Annotated in this window: 17 protein-coding genes; 6 read left to right on the top strand and 11 right to left on the bottom strand. The window is 43.7% G+C overall.

What is annotated here, in order from left to right; genetic code table 11:
• Nucleotides 1–168: 168 nt before the first annotated feature.
• Nucleotides 169–927, top strand: a complete 759-nt coding sequence (locus tag AAEY79_RS06890; protein WP_277235977.1) for an alpha/beta fold hydrolase — start codon at nt 169–171, stop codon at nt 925–927.
• An 84-nt stretch (nt 928–1,011) separates the two neighbouring features.
• On the opposite strand, the gene AAEY79_RS06885 is transcribed toward AAEY79_RS06890, so the two are convergent.
• The 4 genes from AAEY79_RS06885 to tyrS form a co-directional block, all read right to left on the bottom strand.
• Nucleotides 1,012–1,239, bottom strand: coding sequence for a DUF1653 domain-containing protein (locus AAEY79_RS06885; protein WP_025651560.1), 228 nt, complete (start codon nt 1,237–1,239; stop codon nt 1,012–1,014).
• A gap of 15 nt (nt 1,240–1,254) precedes the next feature.
• Nucleotides 1,255–1,800 (bottom strand): DUF4411 family protein, encoded by a 546-nt coding sequence (locus AAEY79_RS06880; RefSeq protein ID WP_025651559.1) that lies wholly within the window; start codon nt 1,798–1,800, stop codon nt 1,255–1,257.
• Nucleotides 1,800–2,927, bottom strand: coding sequence for an ImmA/IrrE family metallo-endopeptidase (locus tag AAEY79_RS06875; protein WP_025651557.1), 1,128 nt, complete (start codon nt 2,925–2,927; stop codon nt 1,800–1,802). The genes AAEY79_RS06880 and AAEY79_RS06875 overlap by 1 nt, the downstream gene beginning before the upstream one ends.
• 94 nt (nt 2,928–3,021) lie before the next feature.
• Entirely contained in the window at nt 3,022–4,233 is a 1,212-nt protein-coding gene (gene tyrS / locus AAEY79_RS06870) for a tyrosine--tRNA ligase (protein ID WP_352287774.1), read from the bottom strand.
• A 224-nt stretch (nt 4,234–4,457) separates the two neighbouring features.
• On the opposite strand from tyrS, the gene AAEY79_RS06865 reads away from it, so the two are divergent.
• The 3 genes from AAEY79_RS06865 to AAEY79_RS06855 all read left to right on the top strand — a co-directional run bounded on the left by AAEY79_RS06865 (nt 4,458) and on the right by AAEY79_RS06855 (nt 8,270).
• Complete coding sequence (locus AAEY79_RS06865; protein WP_352287772.1) at nt 4,458–5,810, top strand: anhydro-N-acetylmuramic acid kinase; 1,353 nt, start codon at nt 4,458–4,460, stop codon at nt 5,808–5,810.
• A 94-nt stretch (nt 5,811–5,904) separates the two neighbouring features.
• Nucleotides 5,905–7,281 carry a beta-ketoacyl-ACP synthase II gene (gene fabF, locus AAEY79_RS06860; RefSeq protein WP_201582849.1) on the top strand — a complete coding sequence of 459 codons (1,377 nt, stop codon included), beginning with the start codon at nt 5,905–5,907 and terminating at the stop codon, nt 7,279–7,281.
• Between the two features lie 128 nt (nt 7,282–7,409).
• The gene (locus tag AAEY79_RS06855; RefSeq protein ID WP_201582845.1) at nt 7,410–8,270 is read left to right on the top strand and encodes a hypothetical protein; all 861 of its coding nucleotides are present in this window, start codon (nt 7,410–7,412) and stop codon (nt 8,268–8,270) included.
• A gap of 257 nt (nt 8,271–8,527) precedes the next feature.
• On the opposite strand, the gene AAEY79_RS06850 is transcribed toward AAEY79_RS06855, so the two are convergent.
• From AAEY79_RS06850 to AAEY79_RS06830, 5 genes are all read right to left on the bottom strand, one after another.
• Nucleotides 8,528–10,345, bottom strand: coding sequence for an aminopeptidase P family protein (locus AAEY79_RS06850; protein WP_350588387.1), 1,818 nt, complete (start codon nt 10,343–10,345; stop codon nt 8,528–8,530).
• Nucleotides 10,346–10,737: 392 nt separating this feature from the next.
• Complete coding sequence (locus AAEY79_RS06845; protein WP_101211271.1) at nt 10,738–12,300, bottom strand: peptide MFS transporter; 1,563 nt, start codon at nt 12,298–12,300, stop codon at nt 10,738–10,740.
• Between the two features lie 323 nt (nt 12,301–12,623).
• Nucleotides 12,624–13,076 (bottom strand): hypothetical protein, encoded by a 453-nt coding sequence (locus AAEY79_RS06840; RefSeq protein WP_201582841.1) that lies wholly within the window; start codon nt 13,074–13,076, stop codon nt 12,624–12,626.
• 139 nt (nt 13,077–13,215) lie between these two features.
• On the bottom strand, nt 13,216–14,790 hold the full coding sequence (gene lnt, locus AAEY79_RS06835) for an apolipoprotein N-acyltransferase (RefSeq protein WP_201584635.1): 1,575 nt from the start codon (nt 14,788–14,790) through the stop codon (nt 13,216–13,218).
• A 538-nt stretch (nt 14,791–15,328) separates the two neighbouring features.
• Nucleotides 15,329–16,228: a CBS domain-containing protein gene (locus tag AAEY79_RS06830; protein WP_025651548.1), complete on the bottom strand. Its 900-nt coding sequence runs from the start codon at nt 16,226–16,228 to the stop codon at nt 15,329–15,331.
• Nucleotides 16,229–16,484: 256 nt separating this feature from the next.
• Between AAEY79_RS06830 and AAEY79_RS06825 the strand changes: the two genes are divergently transcribed.
• Nucleotides 16,485–17,792: a DUF4105 domain-containing protein gene (locus AAEY79_RS06825; protein ID WP_352287767.1), complete on the top strand. Its 1,308-nt coding sequence runs from the start codon at nt 16,485–16,487 to the stop codon at nt 17,790–17,792.
• A gap of 33 nt (nt 17,793–17,825) precedes the next feature.
• Here the strand turns inward: AAEY79_RS06825 and AAEY79_RS06820 are convergent, their stop codons facing one another.
• Together AAEY79_RS06820 and AAEY79_RS06815 are read right to left on the bottom strand one after the other, a co-directional pair.
• Entirely contained in the window at nt 17,826–18,623 is a 798-nt protein-coding gene (locus AAEY79_RS06820) for a hypothetical protein (RefSeq protein ID WP_025651546.1), read from the bottom strand.
• A 45-nt stretch (nt 18,624–18,668) separates the two neighbouring features.
• On the bottom strand, nt 18,669–19,265 hold the full coding sequence (locus tag AAEY79_RS06815) for a YcgN family cysteine cluster protein (RefSeq protein WP_101211275.1): 597 nt from the start codon (nt 19,263–19,265) through the stop codon (nt 18,669–18,671).
• A 161-nt stretch (nt 19,266–19,426) separates the two neighbouring features.
• Here AAEY79_RS06815 and AAEY79_RS06810 point away from each other — a divergent pair, with 161 nt between their 5' ends.
• Nucleotides 19,427–20,164, top strand: a complete 738-nt coding sequence (locus AAEY79_RS06810) for a dienelactone hydrolase family protein (protein ID WP_352287764.1) — start codon at nt 19,427–19,429, stop codon at nt 20,162–20,164.
• Nucleotides 20,165–20,316 lie beyond the last annotated feature (152 nt).

Below are 20,316 nucleotides of genomic sequence, written 5' to 3'. Positions count from 1 at the left end.
CTTTTATACTAAAAACCTGACGTTAGCTGTGTAAGCGCAGTAACGTTAAAATAAAATACTTTTTAATAATAATTCTAAAAGGAACAATGTATGCCTTACGTTAGCGTTGCACAGCAAGACAATCAAGCTGTCGATTTATATTATGAGGTCTAAGGTAGCGGCAAGCCTGTGGTATTAATCCATGGCTGGCCGCTGAGTGGACGCGCTTGGGAGTCGCAATTGATGACACTCGTTGAAGCTGGTTATCAAGTCATTACTTATGATAGACGCGGCTTTGGTCAATCGTCTAAGCCATGGGAAGGTTATGATTACGATACCTTAGCGCAAGATCTAAAAGCATTGATGGATGAGCTGGATCTGCAAGATGCTACTATCGTTGGCTTCTCTATGGGTGGCGGCGAAGTCGCTCGCTATTTGGGCAACTTTGGTTCAGAACGCATTAGCAAAGCGGTACTCGCCTCTTCTGTTCCACCTTATCTGTTCAAAGCTGATGATAATCCTGATGGGGTCTTAGCAGAAGCAGATATTCAAGCATTCTTAGATGGCGTCAGCGGCGATCGTATTGCCTTCTTAAACGACTTTACCAAGAATTTCTTTACGCCAGCAGAGGGTAAGCTACTAGTTAGCAAACCAATGCGTTTATATAACCGCGATATCGCCTCGTTTGCTTCAGCGAAGGCGACTTATGATTGCGTCAAATCCTTTGCCTACACCGACTTCCGTGATGATCTGAAGAAATTCGATGTGCCAACCTTAGTTATTCATGGCGATGCCGATCAAATCGTGCCACTTGAAGCTAGTGGTCAACGCTCGCACGATATGATTAATGATAGCCAATTACATGTGGTTAAAGGTGGCCCACATGGCATTAATGTCACTCATAAAGATGAATTTAATAAGGCTTTGATTGACTTCTTAAATAGCTGATTAGCTTTGGCTTTGAATTAAATAAGAAAAGCGACCTTGATAAGTCGCTTTTTTTTATTATAAGTTGTCAGAAAATTGTCCAGTTTAATCCACTAAGGCTTTAATCAGCTCAAATCTTGGCACTTCCTTACCGTCACTTATCACAGTTTCAGTAAACATCGCTAATGGTCGCACCCAAACGCCATACTCACCGTATAGGCAGCGGTAAACCACTAGCAATTCTTCTGTTTCTGAATGCTGCGCGGTATGCAAAACTTGGTAAAGACTGCCTTTATAGTGGCGGTAAATGCCTTGGGGGATGGTTTGGGTCATAAAATCATTTTCTCATTAAATTTTATTGATTCCGAGGTAATTAAATAAATCTAACCATGTATAACATATTATGCTTTTATATTTACATGTATCAGGTATCTTTATGTCACCTACTAATTCTTTAGATATATCTTTGTTAAACCCTTGCTCACTTGTCAAAACACAAGCATTTTTGCTTATAGCAACAGCTATATTAGATAGATCATTACTAATCCCATTAACCTTCTTTAAACGCCTCTCTACCTTCATGTTCTGAAAGAATGGTAATTCTTCAATCATTTGATTTTGTAGAGATAAAAGTTGAGTTTGATATGTCGTCTTTCTTATTACTTCAATGTTGAATGATTTGAAAAAATCATCCAAAACTATAGGTGAATACCCATCGAAAAGCGCTACTCGACCGTAAATTTCCTGTCTAATATCTTCAGAAACGACAAATTTAATAAGTCCAGCAGATATCGAGTTTAAAAGCGAATCCCAAATTGTTTTGAATATTTCAATAGGATAATATCGATAGCAAATATCAATAATAGCATTAGTATCTAAACAGACTCTTATCATCAAGAAAACGCCTTATCTTCTAAGTACTTCAAATCCTCAATACGATTAGGAATTCTCAGCAAGTCCATTGCAGAGTTAATAGTTAGCTCTTCTTTCCAAATAGCTGAAAATACTTGCTGTAAATAAACTTTACCAAAATGATTATATGTGGTGTGTCTCTTCTTAACCCCAAAACCTCCAGAGTTTTCAACTTGAAGGCTTTTTAGGTAGTCTTCAAGCTCTATTTGTTTTACTAAACCTAATTGTTTAAGCTGAATAGCAACAGCTGGTCGACTAGCCTTAGTAACCTTTCGAATTGCTAGTATGTTCTCACTTAGAGATAAGTTCGAAGAGTAATATTTATAGACAATTGAACTAGGGACTAAAACATATCCTGCAACCTCATTACAATAAACCTCTTCAGTATAGTTAGAATATATCAAGTTGCCGTCCAAAGCACTTTGCTTCAAACCTAAATGTACCAGTTCGTGTATTAGAGTAAAAAGTCGACGTGCGGGTGACTGTCCCGTAGTTAAAATCACTATGATAGGTAATTTATCATAGTACAAAGACATACCTTCTGAGCTTAAAGAAGGATTTGATTTCTCTAAAACAATTACATCATTTTTTTCCACTATAGTACGCCAAGACTTATAATAATCAGAGCCTGACTCTAAAAGATTTTCTTCCTCTAAATTTAAGAAATCTATGATTAATTGTGCATCGTGCTGTGCATTACTTCCTAAGAGATTTAAACCAAAATTACTTATATTTTCATCTAAAGACTCATAAATACTTAATAGATTGTCTCTGTCGATATATGCTTCCTGAGCTACTTTTTGGAATTGATAACTTTGCTCTTCATCTTCTCCTGATATATCTTCATACTTATTTCTAAAATCAATGACTTTAGGTAATTCACGACTAATGACTGAATCAAAAGTTAAATAAGAAACTGGTACTAGAAGTATGTCAGCTAATTTATTGAGCTGTTTAATTGTGAAAACATTATTCTCGACCTCAGCACTTTCAATTTTTTTAGAAGGAATGGAGGTTTTTTTGGCAAGCAAATCTACAGATAGCGACATCTGTTGTCGGTAATGACTCAATGCTATTGGAGAATGTCTCACTAATTGACGATTTGTCATAACTTCCTAGAATATCCTTTTAGAGTTAAACAAGGCTATAATTAATATTATAGCCCTATTTTAAATTAAACTTTATAAAAGAATTGTCTTTAACCTAACCCACCGTCACTTTCGCATACGCCTTTTTGCCTGCTTGGATAACGACTGTCTGACCAGACGTTAAGCTAAAGCCCGCATCGATGACTTCGCCATCTACTTTTACCGCACCACGCTTAATCATATCTTTAGCCGATGAGCTGTTTTTGGCAAGCTCTGCTTGATTTAATATCTGCGTGATAAATAATGCGTCCTGCCCTTCCAACTCTAATGTCACTTCTGGTAAATCAACTGGCAATTCGCCATCAGCAAGCACGTTACCCGCTGACTTGTGTGCATTAGCAGCCGCCTCAGCATCGTGGAAGCGCTCGATTAATTCTTCGGCAAGAATACGTTTGATTTCTTGTGGATTGCGACCGTTTTCCATCTCTGCCATTAAGCCTTCGACTTCCTCCATCGGCTTAAAGCTTAAAAATTCAAAATAACGGCGAATTAGAGTGTCTGGCATCGATAGCAGTTTTTGGTACATCGTGCCCGGTGCATCATAAATAGCGACATAGTTGCCCAATGATTTGGACATTTTATTCACACCATCTAAGCCTTCCAAAATCGGTACGGTAATACACACTTGTGGCTCTTGACCATAACGACCTTGCAACGTGCGCCCCATCAATAGATTAAAAGTCTGATCGGTACCGCCAAGCTCGATATCCGCTTTCAGCGCGATAGAGTCATAACCTTGCACCAATGGATAGAGAAACTCATGGATAGAGATTGGGGTCTGTGAAGCATAGCGTTTAGAGAAATCATCACGCTCAAGCATACGCGAGACGGTTTGCTGACTGGCCAGCTGAATCATATCAGCGGCTGACATATCGTTGAACCATTCAGAGTTAAAGACTACGCGAGTTTTTTCTTTGTCCAAGATTTTAAATACTTGCTCAGCATAAGTAGTCGCATTGGCTTTGATTTGCTCATCAGTCAATGGCGGACGCGTGCTGTTTTTGCCAGAGGGGTCACCAATCTTGGCGGTATAATCGCCAATTAAAAAGTAAATCTCATGACCCAAGTCTTGAAAGTGCTTCAGCTTATTAATCAATACCGTATGACCTAAGTGCAAGTCGGGGGCAGTAGGATCAAAGCCTGCCTTGATACGTAGTGGACGATTGAGTTTAAGCTTAGCAATTAAATCCTCTTCAGATAGGATTTCTTGCGTACCGCGTTGAATTAGGGCAAGTTGTTCTTCTAGGGTGTAAGTTTGCGTGGTCATGATGATCTCTTTATTGTCTTTATTAAAAGGGTAAAGCGTTTGGCCTATTTATCCCAAGCCCCAAAATACGATTAGCGGCGTCAAACTCGTTTAGTCCACTAGATATAGTACTTGCGCTCGTTTTTCTTGCTACTCTGATTTTTGGGAACGGGATTAAAGTTTCGTAGCCAGCAAAAAATGTTAGAATTTGGCAGATATACTAGCGTTTTTTAAGGAAAATTGCCATGACCAAGCCTCGGTCAACGATTGATAATAAAAATAACGATCTTTCAGATTCAAGTGTACCTGAAAATTCAGATGCTTTATCGCTCGCCGAAACCCTTGAACAGACGGTATTTGAAAGCTTCGATGAGGGTTTATATATCGGCATGATGTCGGGTACCAGCTTAGATGGTATGGACGCCGTATTGTGTCAGTTCAGTAATGATAGTAGTGCTGAAGAAGATAGCCAAGCACCGATGCGACTGTTAGCAACTCATAGCCAAGACTTCCCGCCACGACTGCGCGAAGTGTTATTGGCCTTATGTCAGCCCAATAGTGTCAAGGAATTGATAGCCAGCGATGCTGAGCCCAACAGTGAAAGCCATAGCGAATTGGAGTGGTTCGGTTGGGCAAGCCGCGAGTATGGTGAGTTTGCCAGCGAGGTGGTCAATACTTTATTAACACAAGCAGATATCGACGCAGAGTCAGTGCTAGCGATTGGCTGTCATGGGCAGACCGTGCGTCATCGTCCACAGATGGGCTTTAGCTTACAATTGGTCGATGCCAATATTATCGCTGAGCGTACGGGCATTAGCGTGGTCAGTGATTTTCGCCGCCGTGATATGGCGGTCGGTGGTCAAGGTGCACCCTTGGTTCCGGCTTTTCACCAAGCCTTATTTGCCACGCCTGATAGTACGCTAGTGTTATTAAATTTGGGCGGTATTGCCAATATTACCGTCTTACCAGTCAATGATAAGCCGGTAAATGAGGCTGTTATTAATAATAATGCTGTGATTGGTTATGATACGGGTCCTGCCAACCTATTATTGGATGCATGGGCAGCATTGCACACGGGTAAAGATTATGACGCTGGTGGCGCTTGGGCGCAGTCTGGACAAATTATCGAGCCGCTACTCAATCAATTATTAGCCCATCCGTTTTTTGCAAAACCTTATCCGAAAAGCACGGGGCGTGAGGACTTTAATTTAGCTTGGCTACAAGCTGAGCTGCAGACGTTCGAGCAGACCACTGTCGATACCCGCTATGCAGCAGCCGATGTGCAAGCGACTTTAACCGAGTTGACCGCTATCAGCGCCAGTAGCCAAATCACCCAATTTATCAAAAATAATAAAAACAGTGCAGTTTATGTCTGTGGTGGTGGTGCCTTAAATGACTACCTAATGAGCCGTTTGCGCACGCATTTGCCTCAGTGCAGTGTGGAAACTACAGCCAGCTTAGGACTAGAGCCTACATGGGTAGAGGCCGTTGCTTTTGCTTGGTTGGCACGGCAGACCTTGATGGGTGAAACGGGTAACTTGCCTGCAGTAACTGGCGCGAGTAAAAATGTGGTGTTGGGACAAGTGTGTTTTGCATAGTCTACTGATTTTAGTTTACATGCGTGCACTTATGTGTTTTATAATGGCTTCTGAAATAACATCCTCTTAGGACCGTAAGTACAGGATATATCGCATGAGTCAACACAGCAGTTCAACCACTTCGCAAGCTGATCAAGTTAGCGCAACCTCGGCGCACAAACCGCGTCATAAGCCGCCCCACTATGAGCGCTCTGATGAGTTGCGCGTGGTGGTTACTGGCATAGGTGCCATTACGCCACTGGGTCTGGACGTTGACAGCTCGTGGACGAAATTGCTCAATGGCGAGAGTGGTATTACCCCAATTAGCCACTTTGATACGACCGGATATCGTGCGCAAATCGCTGGTGTGGTCAAGGACTTTGACGCCAAACAATATATGAATGCCAAAGACGCCCGCCGCTATGATGAGTTTATTCATTATGGCATCGCTGCCTCTAGCATGGCATTACAGAACGCGGGCTTTATCGACGAAGTCAGCGCTGCTGACGCCCCTGTGCAAGGCGTGGATCAAGAGCGTTTTGGCATTATTTTAGGCTCAGGGATTGGTGGTATACAAACCATCGAAAACAGCCGTGATACCTTACGTGAAAAAGGCGCTACCAAAGTCTCACCCTTCATTATCCCTGGCTCTATTGTCAATATGGCAGCAGGATTGGTCGCGATTAAACATACCTTAAAAGGCCCAAATCTCGCGACGTCGACTGCCTGTACGACCGCCACTCATGCTATCGGTCTCGCTGCGCGCTTAATCGCCTACGGTGATGCCGATGTCATGCTGGCAGGGGGCAGTGAAAAAGGCTCTAGCCCACTGGGCATAGCAGGCTTCGGTGCCATGCACGCCCTCTCTACTCGCAACGATGAGCCGACCAAAGCCTCGCGTCCATTTGACAAAGATCGTGACGGTTTTGTGCTCGGTGACGGCGCAGGCGTGGTAGTGCTAGAAAGCCTTGCTCATGCCAAAGCGCGCGGTGCCACGATCCTCGCCGAGCTGGTAGGTTTTGGTATGAGCGATGATGCCAGCCACATTACCGCGCCACCAGAAGATGGTAGCGGCGCGGCACGAGCGATGAAAAACGCTTTAAATGATGCAGGCATTGAGCCTGCCGCCGTTGGCTATGTCAATGCTCATGGTACCAGCACCCCTGCTGGTGACGTCGCTGAATCAATTGCTATCGAAACGGTATTTGCGCCCGTCAAGGACAGCATTTTGGTCAGCTCAACCAAATCCATGACCGGTCATTTGCTAGGTGCTGCTGGTGGTGTCGAAGCGATATTTACTGTCCTTGCCCTGCAACATCAGCATATACCGCCAACCATTAACTTGGACAATGTCGAAGATAACTGCAACCTTGATTACGTGGCTAACCAATCACGTAAAGTTGAAAATCTGCAATATGCGGTGTCCAATAGCTTTGGCTTTGGCGGCACCAATGGCTCGTTAGTATTTGCGCGCTGGCCAGTTCAACCCTAAAGCGAAAAAGAACGCCTAAAAGCGTGTGAGGCAATCCATTGTAACCTTGGTGTCAGATTTGCTACGTTTGTCCACTTGCAGCCCCTTATCGTACTTGCGTATGATAAGGGGTAATTTTTGGAACATTTATGGAAGATACCATGTCAAGCTACTCATTTTCCCATCAGTTTTACCAGCGCTGGACGTGTGCGCCTGAGCCTATTCGCGCAGCCATTACCCAAGAGCTAAAGGATATCACCACCCTCTTACAAACCGAGACGCCGTTTGAGAGCTTTGTTTTTAGCACCCATGATCTAGATGCGCATGTCGATGAGCTTTATGAAAATCATGAAGCCGAGCAAGCGATTGCCCAAGCCATCGCCGACAAACAAGCGCAAGTGCGCGCCGCTGCTGAAAAAGAACGTCTCGAAGAAGAACAAAGAATCAAAGCGGTAGAGGATGCTAAGCTCAAAGAAGAGGCAAAATTAAAAGAAGAAGCCCGACTGCATGAAGAAGCAAAAGCTGCACAAAAAGAACAACTGAAAAATGAACAGCTAGTAGCCGATAAAAATAGCCTTGATAATAAAGTTGCCCCTACCGATAGCAGCCAGACAAATACTGATAACAATACTGCCAATAGCGCTGCAAATAATTCTTCTGAAAGCACAGTCGCCGAAGAATCAGATGCTGCAAAAAATGACGCTGTTAACGATACTCTTAGCAAAAACGATGATGGCATCAAAAATAATAATGACATTAAAAATGACAACAGTATCAAAGCTGTCAATGATAAAGCCAGCGCCGCCATCAAACTGGCATTAAAAGATGCAAAACTAAGCGCAACGCATCAAGAATTGATCCGTGAACTTGAGATGCAGATTGATGACTATCTCAGTGAGCAAATGATGTTGATGTCTGAAAATCTAAAATCTTGGCTACGTGCTGAGATGACTCAACATTTGGGTGAGCAAGATAAATCAGTAACTCATAAAGATGCGCAAAAAAGTTAAATATAGCATCTGGATAATAAACGGCATCTGGATAACAGCACCTAGTCAATAATCCGTATTCAGGTAATAAGTAGTATTCACGTAAGAAAAAGCCCCGTAAATCGTTTATAGGGCTTTTTTTATTTCAGGTTGGTAGTTGCAAAGCTTGTATAGTCAAGGAATTTCAGAATCGCTACAAGGCGACTGACCGCAGATAGTACACTGAGTACATCTAGGGCGGGTAACACCGTAGCGGTTTAAAAGTGCTCTGACTATAATTAGATAGCTTGTGTACGCTCAGTTAACCACTCTAATGCCGCACCATCAACACGGTCTTTTAGCTCAGCAAAGACTTGGCTGTGATATTCATTCAGCCAATCAATCTCTACTTGATCCAACAATGACGGCTCAATCAGACGGGTATCAATGGGGCAGTAAGTCACTGTTTCAAAGTTAAGGAAATTACCGAATTCCGTTTCTACTGGCTGAGCAACCCGTTTATTTACCATCAAGTTTTCGATACGAATACCGTATTTACCTTCACGATATAAACCCGGCTCATTACTCGATATCATACCCTCTTTCATCGCCCGCTCTTTTGGCGTGCTGGCACTATAAGCAATGACTTGCGGGCCTTCATGGACGTTTAAGAAGTAACCAACGCCATGACCAGTACCATGACCATAGTCCATCTGTGCCTGCCATAATGGCGCACGGCAAATCGCATCAATCAGTGGTGAAGCAATGCCATCAGGGAAATGCGCTTTTGCTAAGGCAATATGGGCTTTGAGCACGGTGGTAAAGTCACGCTTGTGCTCGCTGCTTACTTTGCCAATACCGACCACGCGTGTGATATCGGTGGTGCCGTTTTGATACTGCGCCCCTGAGTCAATCAGTAATAAGCCGCCCTCGCCCTCAGCGACGTCAAGGTAGCTGAACTTTTCTGGCGTCGCACGGTAATGTGGCAATGCCCCGTTTTCATTAAAACCTGCAATCGTTGGAAAGCTTGGCGATACATAATGTGGCTGCTGACTACGTACCTCAATCAGCATGCTATCGACATCAAGCTCACTTAAACGCTCGCCATCTGCTAGACGCTGCTCAAATGTGGCAAAGAATTCACTTAATGCAGCGCCATCTTGACGCATGGCTTCACGTACATGATCGATATCGGCGTCAGACTTAACCGATTTTAGCAACGTGCTCGGTGCCATTTGCTCGATAAAGCCCACATCGTCTGCCATCCTTGATAGTGTACCCACTGCGACTTTGCTTGGGTCTAATAGCAGCAAATCTTCTGGTGTCAGGGCGCCCAATGCCTCTTGTACCGCTTCATAATCAGCAAGGGCAATACCTCTGTCTTTTAGGCTCTTAGCGATGTCAGCACTGACTTTATTATTATCGACAAACAACGTTGCTTTGTCTGCACTAATCAGCATATGGGATAAGAACACAGGATTATAATCGACGTCAGCGCCGCGTAAGTTGGTCAACCAAGCGATATCATCTAAGCTGGAAAGCAAATGATGCGTTGCGCCTGCATCCGCCATACCGGCACGCACGGCAGCAAGTTTTGAGGTAGCGGACTGGGCGAGAAACTGCTCATCGTGGGCATACAACTCTGCTGATGGCAGCGCTGGACGATCACTCCATACTTCTGTCAATACGTCACGCTCAGTGATCAAGGTAATGTCGTTAGCATCAAAGGCGTCTAGCAGCTTATCTTGCTCGGCGATAGACAGCACATTGCCATCGACTGCTACGCTATCACCTTCTTGTAAATGCTCGGCGAGCCAATCGATATGATTTGGTTTACCAGGCGCGAGCCTTTCTAAGCTGATACCTGTGCCTTCTAATTGATCAGCGGCGTGCACCCAATAACGACTATCGGTCCACATGCCAGCAAAATCAGCGGTAACGACGAGCGTGCCAACAGAGCCTGTAAATCCTGACAACCATAAACGGGATTGCCAATATTCTGGTAAGTATTCAGATAAATGCGGATCAGCAGAGGGGACGATAATCGCAGTAAGGTCTTGGGCAACTAAGCTTTTGCGTAAACTATCGATACGATCATGAATGGTTTGTTTATTCATTGAATGTGTCCTTATTGATTTTGGAGAAATTAGATGTAAAAAATACTACTGTGAGGCGACTATGGATAGCCGTCTTATTTGGGCGTTTAAAATCGCTTTAAAGTTTAATTAAATGATCAGTACTTGAATCAGCCAAATTCAATAGTTTGAGAATTAAAATGTTGTAAAAAGTCAGATGCCAAATATATGAGGCCAATTATTATTTCAGCAAAATAGCATTACAGTAGAACATCATTAGATGTCTGGGCAGATAACAGGCTTTCAATGGCCGAAGAGAAATATCTCACCGAATGAAACAATAAAACGTGCTACCAGCAATGGTAACACGTCTCATCCTCTGTCATTGACTTGTGCGCTACACTCGCTCAATGACTTATTGAAAACCCTATTGATTAGCTGACTTTATCGGCGCGCTCACTTTTCTGTAGCATGTTATTAATAGGCTTCGCTAATACCAGTAATAAGGCAGCCGTAACAACCAATAAAATTGTCATCGTCGTAAACAGATCTGGTAAGCCTTCAATCTTATCCGCTGAGACATTGCCACCGAAAAATGCGGCAACCAAATTACCCATGGCTAAAGAAGCAAAGAAAAGTCCCATCATCTGCCCTTGCATCCCTTTTGGGGCAAGCTTAGTCATTGAAGACAGACCTACAGGACTAAGTGCCAGTTCACCAAGGGTGAGTAGTAGCAAACTACCTACCAACCACAAAGGTGATGCCAACCCACTATCATTGGTCAAAATACTTTTCGAGGCCACAATCATCAAGCCAAAACCTGCAGCGGCAAGTAACATACCAAGAGCAAATTTCACCATACTACTAGGTTCAACACCTCTATTACCAAGCTTAACCCAGATAATACTGACGATTGGCGCTAGCAGTAGAATGAACAAAGGATTTAATGATTGGAACCAAATACTCGGTATCTCAAACCCCAAAACATCCAAATCTGTATAACGGTCAGCAAATAAGTTAAAAGACGTCGGCTGCTGCTCAAAACTTGACCAAAATAGCGTTGAGCCGATAATTAAAATAAAGCAAATCAATAGACGCAGCTTATCGGTTTTATCAAGCCTAGGTGAGATGAACATAATGGCAAAGTACAGTATCACTACACCTGCAATGATATAAGTCATATACTCCGCCACCATCTGCGGTTGAAACGGCATCAGACCTGTAGAGACTAAAACGACGACTGCCACTAGCAACGCTAAGAATCCAGCGACCCAGCGGCCTATATGTTTATAACGGTCATTGGAGCGCTCCCACTCAGGCGTGATGCCTTTCGCTTGCGCATAGTGTGTTAGCGTTTTTTGAGCAGAAAAACGGTAGATGAGTAGTGAGACCAACATCCCAAGACCACCAACACCGAAGCCAACGTGCCACATACCTTTTTCTTTAAAGATACCGACGATGAGTGCGGCTAATAATGCGCCGATATTGATACCCATATAAAATAAGGTAAAACCACTATCACGACGTACATCACCTTCAGAATACAACGCCCCAACCATCACCGAAATACAGGTTTTAAATAGTCCTGAACCCATAACAATACACATCAAGCCGACGAAAAACAGCGTCATGCCAAATAATGCGGAGAGCGCAATACATAAGTGACCAAGGGCGATAATGATACTACCCCACCACAAAGCACGCTCCTGACCTAGCCAATTATCGGCTAACCAACCGCCCGGTACTGCTGCTAAATATAGCGAACCCGCAAAAATACCATAAATGGCCGATGCGGTAACATCATCAAAACCAAAACCACCGCTGCCTACCGTCGCCACCATAAATAGTACGAGTAGTGGGCGAATACTATAATAAGAAAAGCGCTCCCACATTTCCGTAAAAAATAGCGGACGTAATGGTTTTGGATGTCCCATAAAGCCGTTGTCTAGCGCTTCCAGTTCAGCAGCACCAACCCCTAACTTTGATTCTCTGCTCATACATTTATTCCTTTAAATATCATATTAGTGATGACCAACTACCCAATTACGCAGATGAACGGTCATATAGGCGGAACATTGTCTCACTTGGTTATAACCAAGTAAAGAAAAAGTTGGCTAATAATTACACAAATACCCATAAAAAAACTCGCTCTTAAGCGCTAAGAGCGAGTTTTTGTTGGGATTATCAATGAAGAAATGCGGTCAACTGTTTTATAGAGCACTAATAATAAGACTAGCCATTCTTGAAAACGCTGTTTGTCAAAAGTTGCTCTGCAAAATTAATCTTATAAGAATAGCATTCAGTATAGGTAAGGACACGCTTATTCTGCGGTTGTTGTCTCTTCGGTATTACCAGCGTCTAGGTCGCCATCAGCTTGTTCTGCGCTCAAGTCAGCATCGCCAACAGCGGCTTGGTTTACCGTACCTGATGCTGATGCCGTACCTGCTTCCGCTGTCACTACCGCGCCACTCGTATCTGCAGCTGGTGTGACCGTTGCATCAGCAGCCGTAGCCGGTGCTGCTGTATCAGTGCCTGCTTCTACTGGCGCTGCTGCGCTATCGGTCTCAGCGGGGGCTGCGTCTTCAGTAGCACTCGCGGCGGCTGTATCAGTGGCAACAGATTCTTCTGCCGTCTCAGCCGTAATGTGCTCTCCTGCTGGGCGCAAGAATGCTGAAACACCAATGAGTAAGACGATACCTAAAAATAAGGCAACACCGCCTAAAGCAAATAAGAACTCTTTCTTAGGGTTGTTTTCGACAATATGTTCTGACATACCTTATCCACCTTACACAAAATATTTGAAATATTTGGCTATTATATCGCAATTTATGTCGATTTGTTAAAACCCTTAACGATTTAAAGGGTTTATTATCGAATAAATCATTCAAATTAGCATTTGCTAGTCTGATTCATTAGCTGACCGAACGGCTTCGAGGGGTCGCGCGCTTGCCAAGATAGCTCAATAACAATAGGAGCGCTATAATGAACAAAATCGGGTAGTTACCAAAACGCATGAATGGTGTATTACCCACCCGTGCCTGAATATCACCGCGTAGTACCGTCCGTTCAAACTGCGGGGCACGCTCTACAATACGGCCCTTATGGTCGATGATAGCGGTCACACCAGTGTTGGTCGCTCGCATAAACCAGCGACCATTCTCAAGCGCGCGCATTTGTACCATTTGTAGATGTTGCAGTGGACCCGCCGAGGTGCCAAACCAGGCATCGTTTGAGATGGTCAATAAAAAGTCGGTTCCAATCGCATTTTTACGCGTGGTATCGGGATAAGCAACTTCATAACAAACGGCCGCGCCCAAGTTGTGCCCACGTACACGCAGTGGTGACTGATTGTCGCTACCGCGACTATAGCTCATAATCTCTTGGCTACCAGCTAAGTTGGGTAAAATATCAAGCAGACCTTCAAACGGAATATATTCACCAAAAGGTACTAGCCGTTGCTTTTTGTACATGCCCTCTGCATCCGCACCTAACGCAATAACACTATTATAAAACGGTGGGTATTTATCCGTGCTCGGATCAAATGCTGCTTCATCCTTGTAAGGAATACCGGTGACCCACGTGGTATTGGTGGCTTTGGCCATTTTTACCATTTCACTGATAAACCCTACAGCTTCGGTCTGAAACATTGGAATCGACGATTCAGGCCACAGAACAATGTCACGTCCCCACTCAGTACGCGTCAAGGTTGCATAGATTTTTAAGGTTTCTACTTGATACTCGGTCAGCCATTTTAGATCTTGCGGAATATTGCCTTGAACCAGTGATACCGATAAATCAGGCGTGCCTTTAGGTTTCGTCCATTGTGGATTTATCAACCATAACGAGACGCTAAGCACCAGCAAGGCAGCCGTCGCAATCATATAACCACCACGGCGACGCAACAGCTCAACGGCACTTGCCGCTAACAGGATGGCGACAAAAGAGACAGCAAATACGCCGGCAACGGGTGCTAATGACGACAGCCAATATTGCTCGGTAAAGGCGTAACCGACGAACAACCACGGGAATCCAGTGAACAGCCAAGTCTTCATCCACTCTTGCAACACCCAAAGCGCTGCAAAAGCCAAAGGCTGCTTGCCAACCAGTCGATTAAAAATCAACGCCAAAAAGCCATGAAACAAGCCCATGCCCAGACCCATCAGCGCAATCATAATCAACGCCAGCCATGCGGGCGTCGCCCCATAGACATGGATGGACGTATAGAGCCAAAATGCACCCACGCACCATAGCCCCGTGCCGTATGCTTGACCGATAAAAAAGGCTCGGCGACCTGTCATCTCAGGCATCAATAGCGCGTATAAGATAGCGGGCGATACCAGTGCTACTGGCCAAATACCATAAGGCGCGAGCGCAAAAATAAATATTGCCCCTGCCAGCCAAGCAATCAATATGGCCAAACCCATAGGCAAACCTTTCGGTTTTTCGGGGTTCAGACGTTTTTGCAAATCAACAGTAGACAGACGCATAGCAGTTATCCAAAACCATAGTATCTAAAATGTTACATGTTTAGTATTCAGCCAATATTTAACCTAAAGCTGGCTCAATGGCTATAAACGCCCTATTTTTTCAATAGTATTGTTTGATAATCGTCTTATAAATATAGTCAAAATACCCCAAAAACGCGACGATACTGCTGATATCAATTTTTTGTAGCCTCTGTCTGCGTAGGCACAGCAAGCAAGAAAAATGGATATCAGCAGTGCGTGATTTCTCAATATTACTTTTCACTGACTATATAAGATTGATATAAATACAGCGTCTAAAAATTAAACCCGCCCATGATACCAGTCTGCGCCGATCAATGGGTAAATTTGAGTAGTAAAAAAAATGACTGCTAAAAGCGACTGATAAAAGTAGCTACTAAAAGTGGCTATTGAAAGTGGCTACTAAAAGTGAATGACAAACAGACAGCAAAAAACACGATCGCAATCGTGTTTTTATAGAAATTATCAGTGCGTTATAAAACTTATGAATGGCACGTATGACAATGACGTCAAAAATACATTAATGACTGCCTATCAATAGGTGCTGCTCAGGATTCGTTTTGGTCAGTTCTAGGTTTTGAATAAAACGACCTTCTACATCAGTAATGGTAATTTGCCAATCGTCTATCACCACGCTCTCGCCTTCTAGGTCACCTACATAACCCAGTGCCTGCATGACCAGACCGCCCATCGTATCGACATCGGTATCATCAAAACGACTACCAAGCTCATCATTACAGTCTTCGATCACGGTCGACGCTTGCACACGCCAAGTGTTTGGCTTGTCGGGGTCGGCGACGATATTATTAATGTCACTGTCTTCATCGAAGTCATCATGTTCATCGACGATATCACCGACGATTTCCTCGAGCAAATCTTCCATAGTAACGACACCGCCAAAGTTACCAAATTCATCGACCACAATCGCCATATGTACTTGGGTACGCTGCAATGAGCGCAACAAGGTATCAGAACGCGCCGTCTCACTAATATAGAGCGGCTGACGTACCAAATCTTTTAGACGCTTGCTATCGATTTTGTCTTCTTGATCGCGCACCATGTGCACTAATATAGGAATCAAATCCTTGGCCAATAAGATACCAATGACCGCATCATCATCTTGACTGTCAAAGACGGGATAACGCGAATGCGTAGTCTCAAGGATAATATCCATCACTTCGGCAAGGCTGGTGCTCTCGTGCAGGCCAATCACTTGCGGGCGTGGAGTCATGATTTCGCGCACTTGGGTCGCAGGCAGATCGAGCACGCCTTCTAACATATCCACGGTATCAGGCTCTAAGAACTGGCGCGAGTCCTGTACCAAACGAATCAGTTCATCACGGGTTTCGGGGGCGGTCGATAGCCAGCGTTTTAAGCCGCGCATCGACCAACTACTCGGGCTTGGAGTGTCGTCAGACATGGTAATGTGATTTAACCTCTTTAGTTATTGGCAAATGTTAATTGTTGACAAATTAATAGCGTAAAAACGTAGATGGGGATGAAAGTACTAAATAAAACCAGTCGTTAATAATTAATAAATACCTAGACCAGTTTAAATTAGCTTCACTTTATCGCAAGGCTTAAAGACATTCAACGACAAATTCACGCAAATTGTATTGTCAGTGTGTTATAAACTTTGCTATGGTCAAAGCCTTTATTTATCAATAACAAACACTATGTCCTTACGCTCCTTTTTTTCTCGACTGCTCACGCCGCACTCAAACAACCATCGTTCAGAGAGTGGTGTGGCTCATAACAACCAGCAAAAGCCGACATGGCGATATTACCTTGTACAATTTTTAATCATTACCACCCTACTGCTATCCGCTGTTTGGTTACTGATGGCGATTTGGTATCAGTTTGGCGCGCGCTCAGTGCTAACGTGGTTGGCCATAATCGTCATTATTGGATTGCTTAGCGCCTTGTTTGCCACACGTTATTGGACGCCTGATTCCAAGAAAGCACCACATAATATAACAGCGGATAGACAAGCTACTGGCAAAAAAACGATAACTAAGAAAACAAAGATTAAATGGCTAGTCGGACTGTACGCGGCGATTTGGTTCGTAGGTGTCGGCTGGTTTATGTCTATTACCCCTGAGCAACAACGCGACTGGATGCCTGAAGTCAGTCAAAAAATCACTTATGAGCGTGATCCAAACAATCCTGATTTGATTACGCTTACCAATGTCCGAAACTTTGATTGGCATACCGAAGATGACGCGACGGCACGCTGGGAGACGCGAACGATTGATATGTCAAAATTGTCTGGCGTCGATGTGGCGAACTCTTACTGGATGGGACCACTGATTGCCCATACCTTGGTGAGCTTTCGTTTTGAAGATGATAGACCGCTCGCTTTCTCATTTGAGATTCGCAAAGAACAAGGCGAGTCTTTTTCGGCGCTCGCAGGATTTTTTAGACGTTATGAGCTGAGCCTGATTGCAGCAGAAGAGCGCGATATTATCTATACACGGACCAATGCGCGCGGTGAGCAAGTCTATCTATTGCCAATCAGTCATTTGCAGCAGCATGAGGTCAAGTCATTATTTGAGTCTTATCTGACTGCTGCCGATGAGCTGAATGCGCAGCCTGCATGGTATAACACCTTGACCAGTAACTGTACCAATATTATCTTTTATATGGCGCGGCTCATCAGTGGTGATCGTCTACCGTGGGATTACCGGATTTGGGTCTCTGGCTGGCTGCCAAACTATCTCTACGACGTCGGTATGCTCGATACCAACTCCCAATTAAATGAAGAACAGCAAGACGGGCAAAACTGGTCGATGGATACTTGGTACGAGCGCACCCATATCAATCCAAAAGTTCGCGGCTTTGACAATCAATCTAATCTAGAATCAGGTATTAACAGTCGCGAATTTTCTACGCAAATTCGCCAAGGCATTCCTATTCCGCCTTTGGCTGATTCGCAAGCAGAGGCTGAAGAGCAGGCCAAGTCAGCAGCTCAAGCGTCTCAATAATAGTATTGATCATATATTAAATAGTACTCATCATTAAAGCGTAGTTATTCGATGTTGTGTAAATTCAACCATCACCAAATAATCGAGAATATCATTCAACTCAGCCTCTATACGTTGGCGCTCGGTTTCATTGGGTGTTGGGCGGTAAATCGTAACATTAATAGTATTGGTCATTGGGCTAAAGCCAATACTTTGAGCGTCAGGATAACGCTTTAATACCTCAGGCCACGCTTTTTCTTGTATTGCAACAATCAGCTGACGCATTTTATCACTAATGGCTTGGATATAAATAGGAAAGGAATAATTTTCAAATTCCTTTTGCTTAAAGTGATACACATATTTTGGCGGGACGGCTTTAACTTTGGTTAGTGTCGTCACCCTAATAGAAAACTCATCAGGGTCATTGTTATCATAATAAAATTCCGCAATATTCGCGCCTAATTGCTCTGAAATTGCTTCATTCAATGGCAAGCTAATCCTTTGCAATAATAATCGACGCTGCGCCTCTTCAATAGAAACATTAAAATCTTGTGCATAAAACCAAGGAGCACCATTCCTTTCTTCCTCGGATAAAATATTCAGATAATAATCAGCCAATGGCTCGTCTTCATATTTTTTATCTGCGGCTGCCTCTATCTTTTGCCAGTTGACAATAACCATTGCAGCTGATTTAGGAGCAGTCACTGGTGCTGACATACCCTTTACAGGTATAGCTTGAACCGTTTGAGGAGTAGGAAAATTAGTCTCAGACAAGTGAGATATATTTGAGCAGCCGATTGACAAAAAAGCAGCACTGAATATCAAACTTGTTGTAAGGCAAATTTTATGCATATTCCAACCCTTAAATCATAACCCTTTATATCAGCAAATAATTAACTACGGCTTGACCCAATTCACCACGCGCGTTTCCATCTCTTCATCAGACATACCAATCTCCGACACACAGCGACCTGCTACGCCCACATTGACAGCGCGCATTTTCTGCTGAGTCTCTACTGCATTTTGAGTCAACAACAGATGCCAACTTGGCAGATTTTGTCCTTTATACAAGCGCTTATAAGCACAGTGCGAGGGTAGCCACATCATCTGCGGCAAATTCTCCATGGTCAATTGAATACAATCGGGGACATGTTCTTGACGTGTTGCATAGTGACCACAGTATCCCGTCGCACAATCCATCAGCTGACAAGTCACATCGGTATATTCAACCAATTCCTCGTCCACATCGCCATGCTCATCTTCATCGATATACTTAATCAAACAGCAACTGCCACAGCCATCACACAACGCTTCCCATTCGCTATGATTTAGCTCTGCCAACGTAAAGCGTTCCCAAAACTGTGGGCGCAGTGTTTCAGACGCTGCATTTGATTCGCTGTCAGGAAATAGACTCACGATTGTGTCTGGTTTCAGCGGCCCAGCAGCATCAGCGTTTAAATTAGCAGCAGATTGATTTAACAAGTTAATAGTCATAGCATTGTAGTCGATTTTTTATAAAGAGACATTTTGATAAAGAGCGTTACAGTATTATAGCTGTTTTTGCTGGATATGGGCGTTAAGGTAGTACAAGTCAGAAAAACGAACCCTCACAATGACGAATAAATAAAACTTACAACATAAAAAAGGACAATAATATGTCAATTAAGACCTTTGAATTAATCAGTACAACCGAAAATGGTGTTGAGCTTATCAGCTATGTCGCGCTACCAGAAAATGCATCAGATGATACGGCAGTGCCAGGTATTTTAGTGGCTCCAGAATGGTGGGGCGTGGTCGATCATCCAAAATCAGTGGTCGAACGCTTGGCAGCAGCAGGTTATGCAGCAGTCGCTATGGATGTCTATGGCGAAGGCAAACTGACCACCGATGCAGCCCAAGCCAACATGTGGATGGAACAAGTATTAGAAGATCAAGATATGCTAATGGCGCGCTGCCGCTTGATTCTCAATGACTTTAGCGATCAATTGGCGGTTGATGGTGATAATCTAGCGGCAATCGGTTACTGCTTCGGTGGTAAAGTCGTCCTCGATATGGCGCGTGACGGTATGCCACTAAAGGCAGTTGCTACCTTCCACGGTAACCCATCAGCCAAACAGCCAGCGGACAAAAACTTCAAAGCCAAAGTATTAGTCGCTCATGGTCGCGATGACTCGATGGTATCGATGGACGCTATAGAAGGTCTGAAAAAAGAGCTAGATGCGGCTGACGTTGATTATACAGTTGATGTTTATGACAATGCTAAGCACGGATTTACCAACCCACATGCCGATGAGCGTGCAGCGAAAAATGACGTTGATCTTGGCTATAATGAAACCGCTGCCAAGCAAAGCTGGGAAAATATGCTTGAGTTTATGAAAGCCAATTTAGCATAAGAAATATTTTGGTATAAAGATCATTAAAAAGGGCAGCTTAACTATTAAGCTGCCCTTTTATTTTGATTCTCGTTTTATCCACTGTCTCTTAGATGAGTAATCAGACCAGTCTTGTACTTCTTAGTAAATCAGGTCATTATCACTTTACTATA

The organism is Psychrobacter sp. GW64-MNA-CIBAN-0177, assembly GCF_040309585.1.
Lineage (GTDB): Bacteria > Pseudomonadota > Gammaproteobacteria > Pseudomonadales > Moraxellaceae > Psychrobacter > Psychrobacter okhotskensis.
Note: the sequence above shows the minus strand (reverse complement) of the source record. Positions and strands in the feature narration are given on the sequence as shown.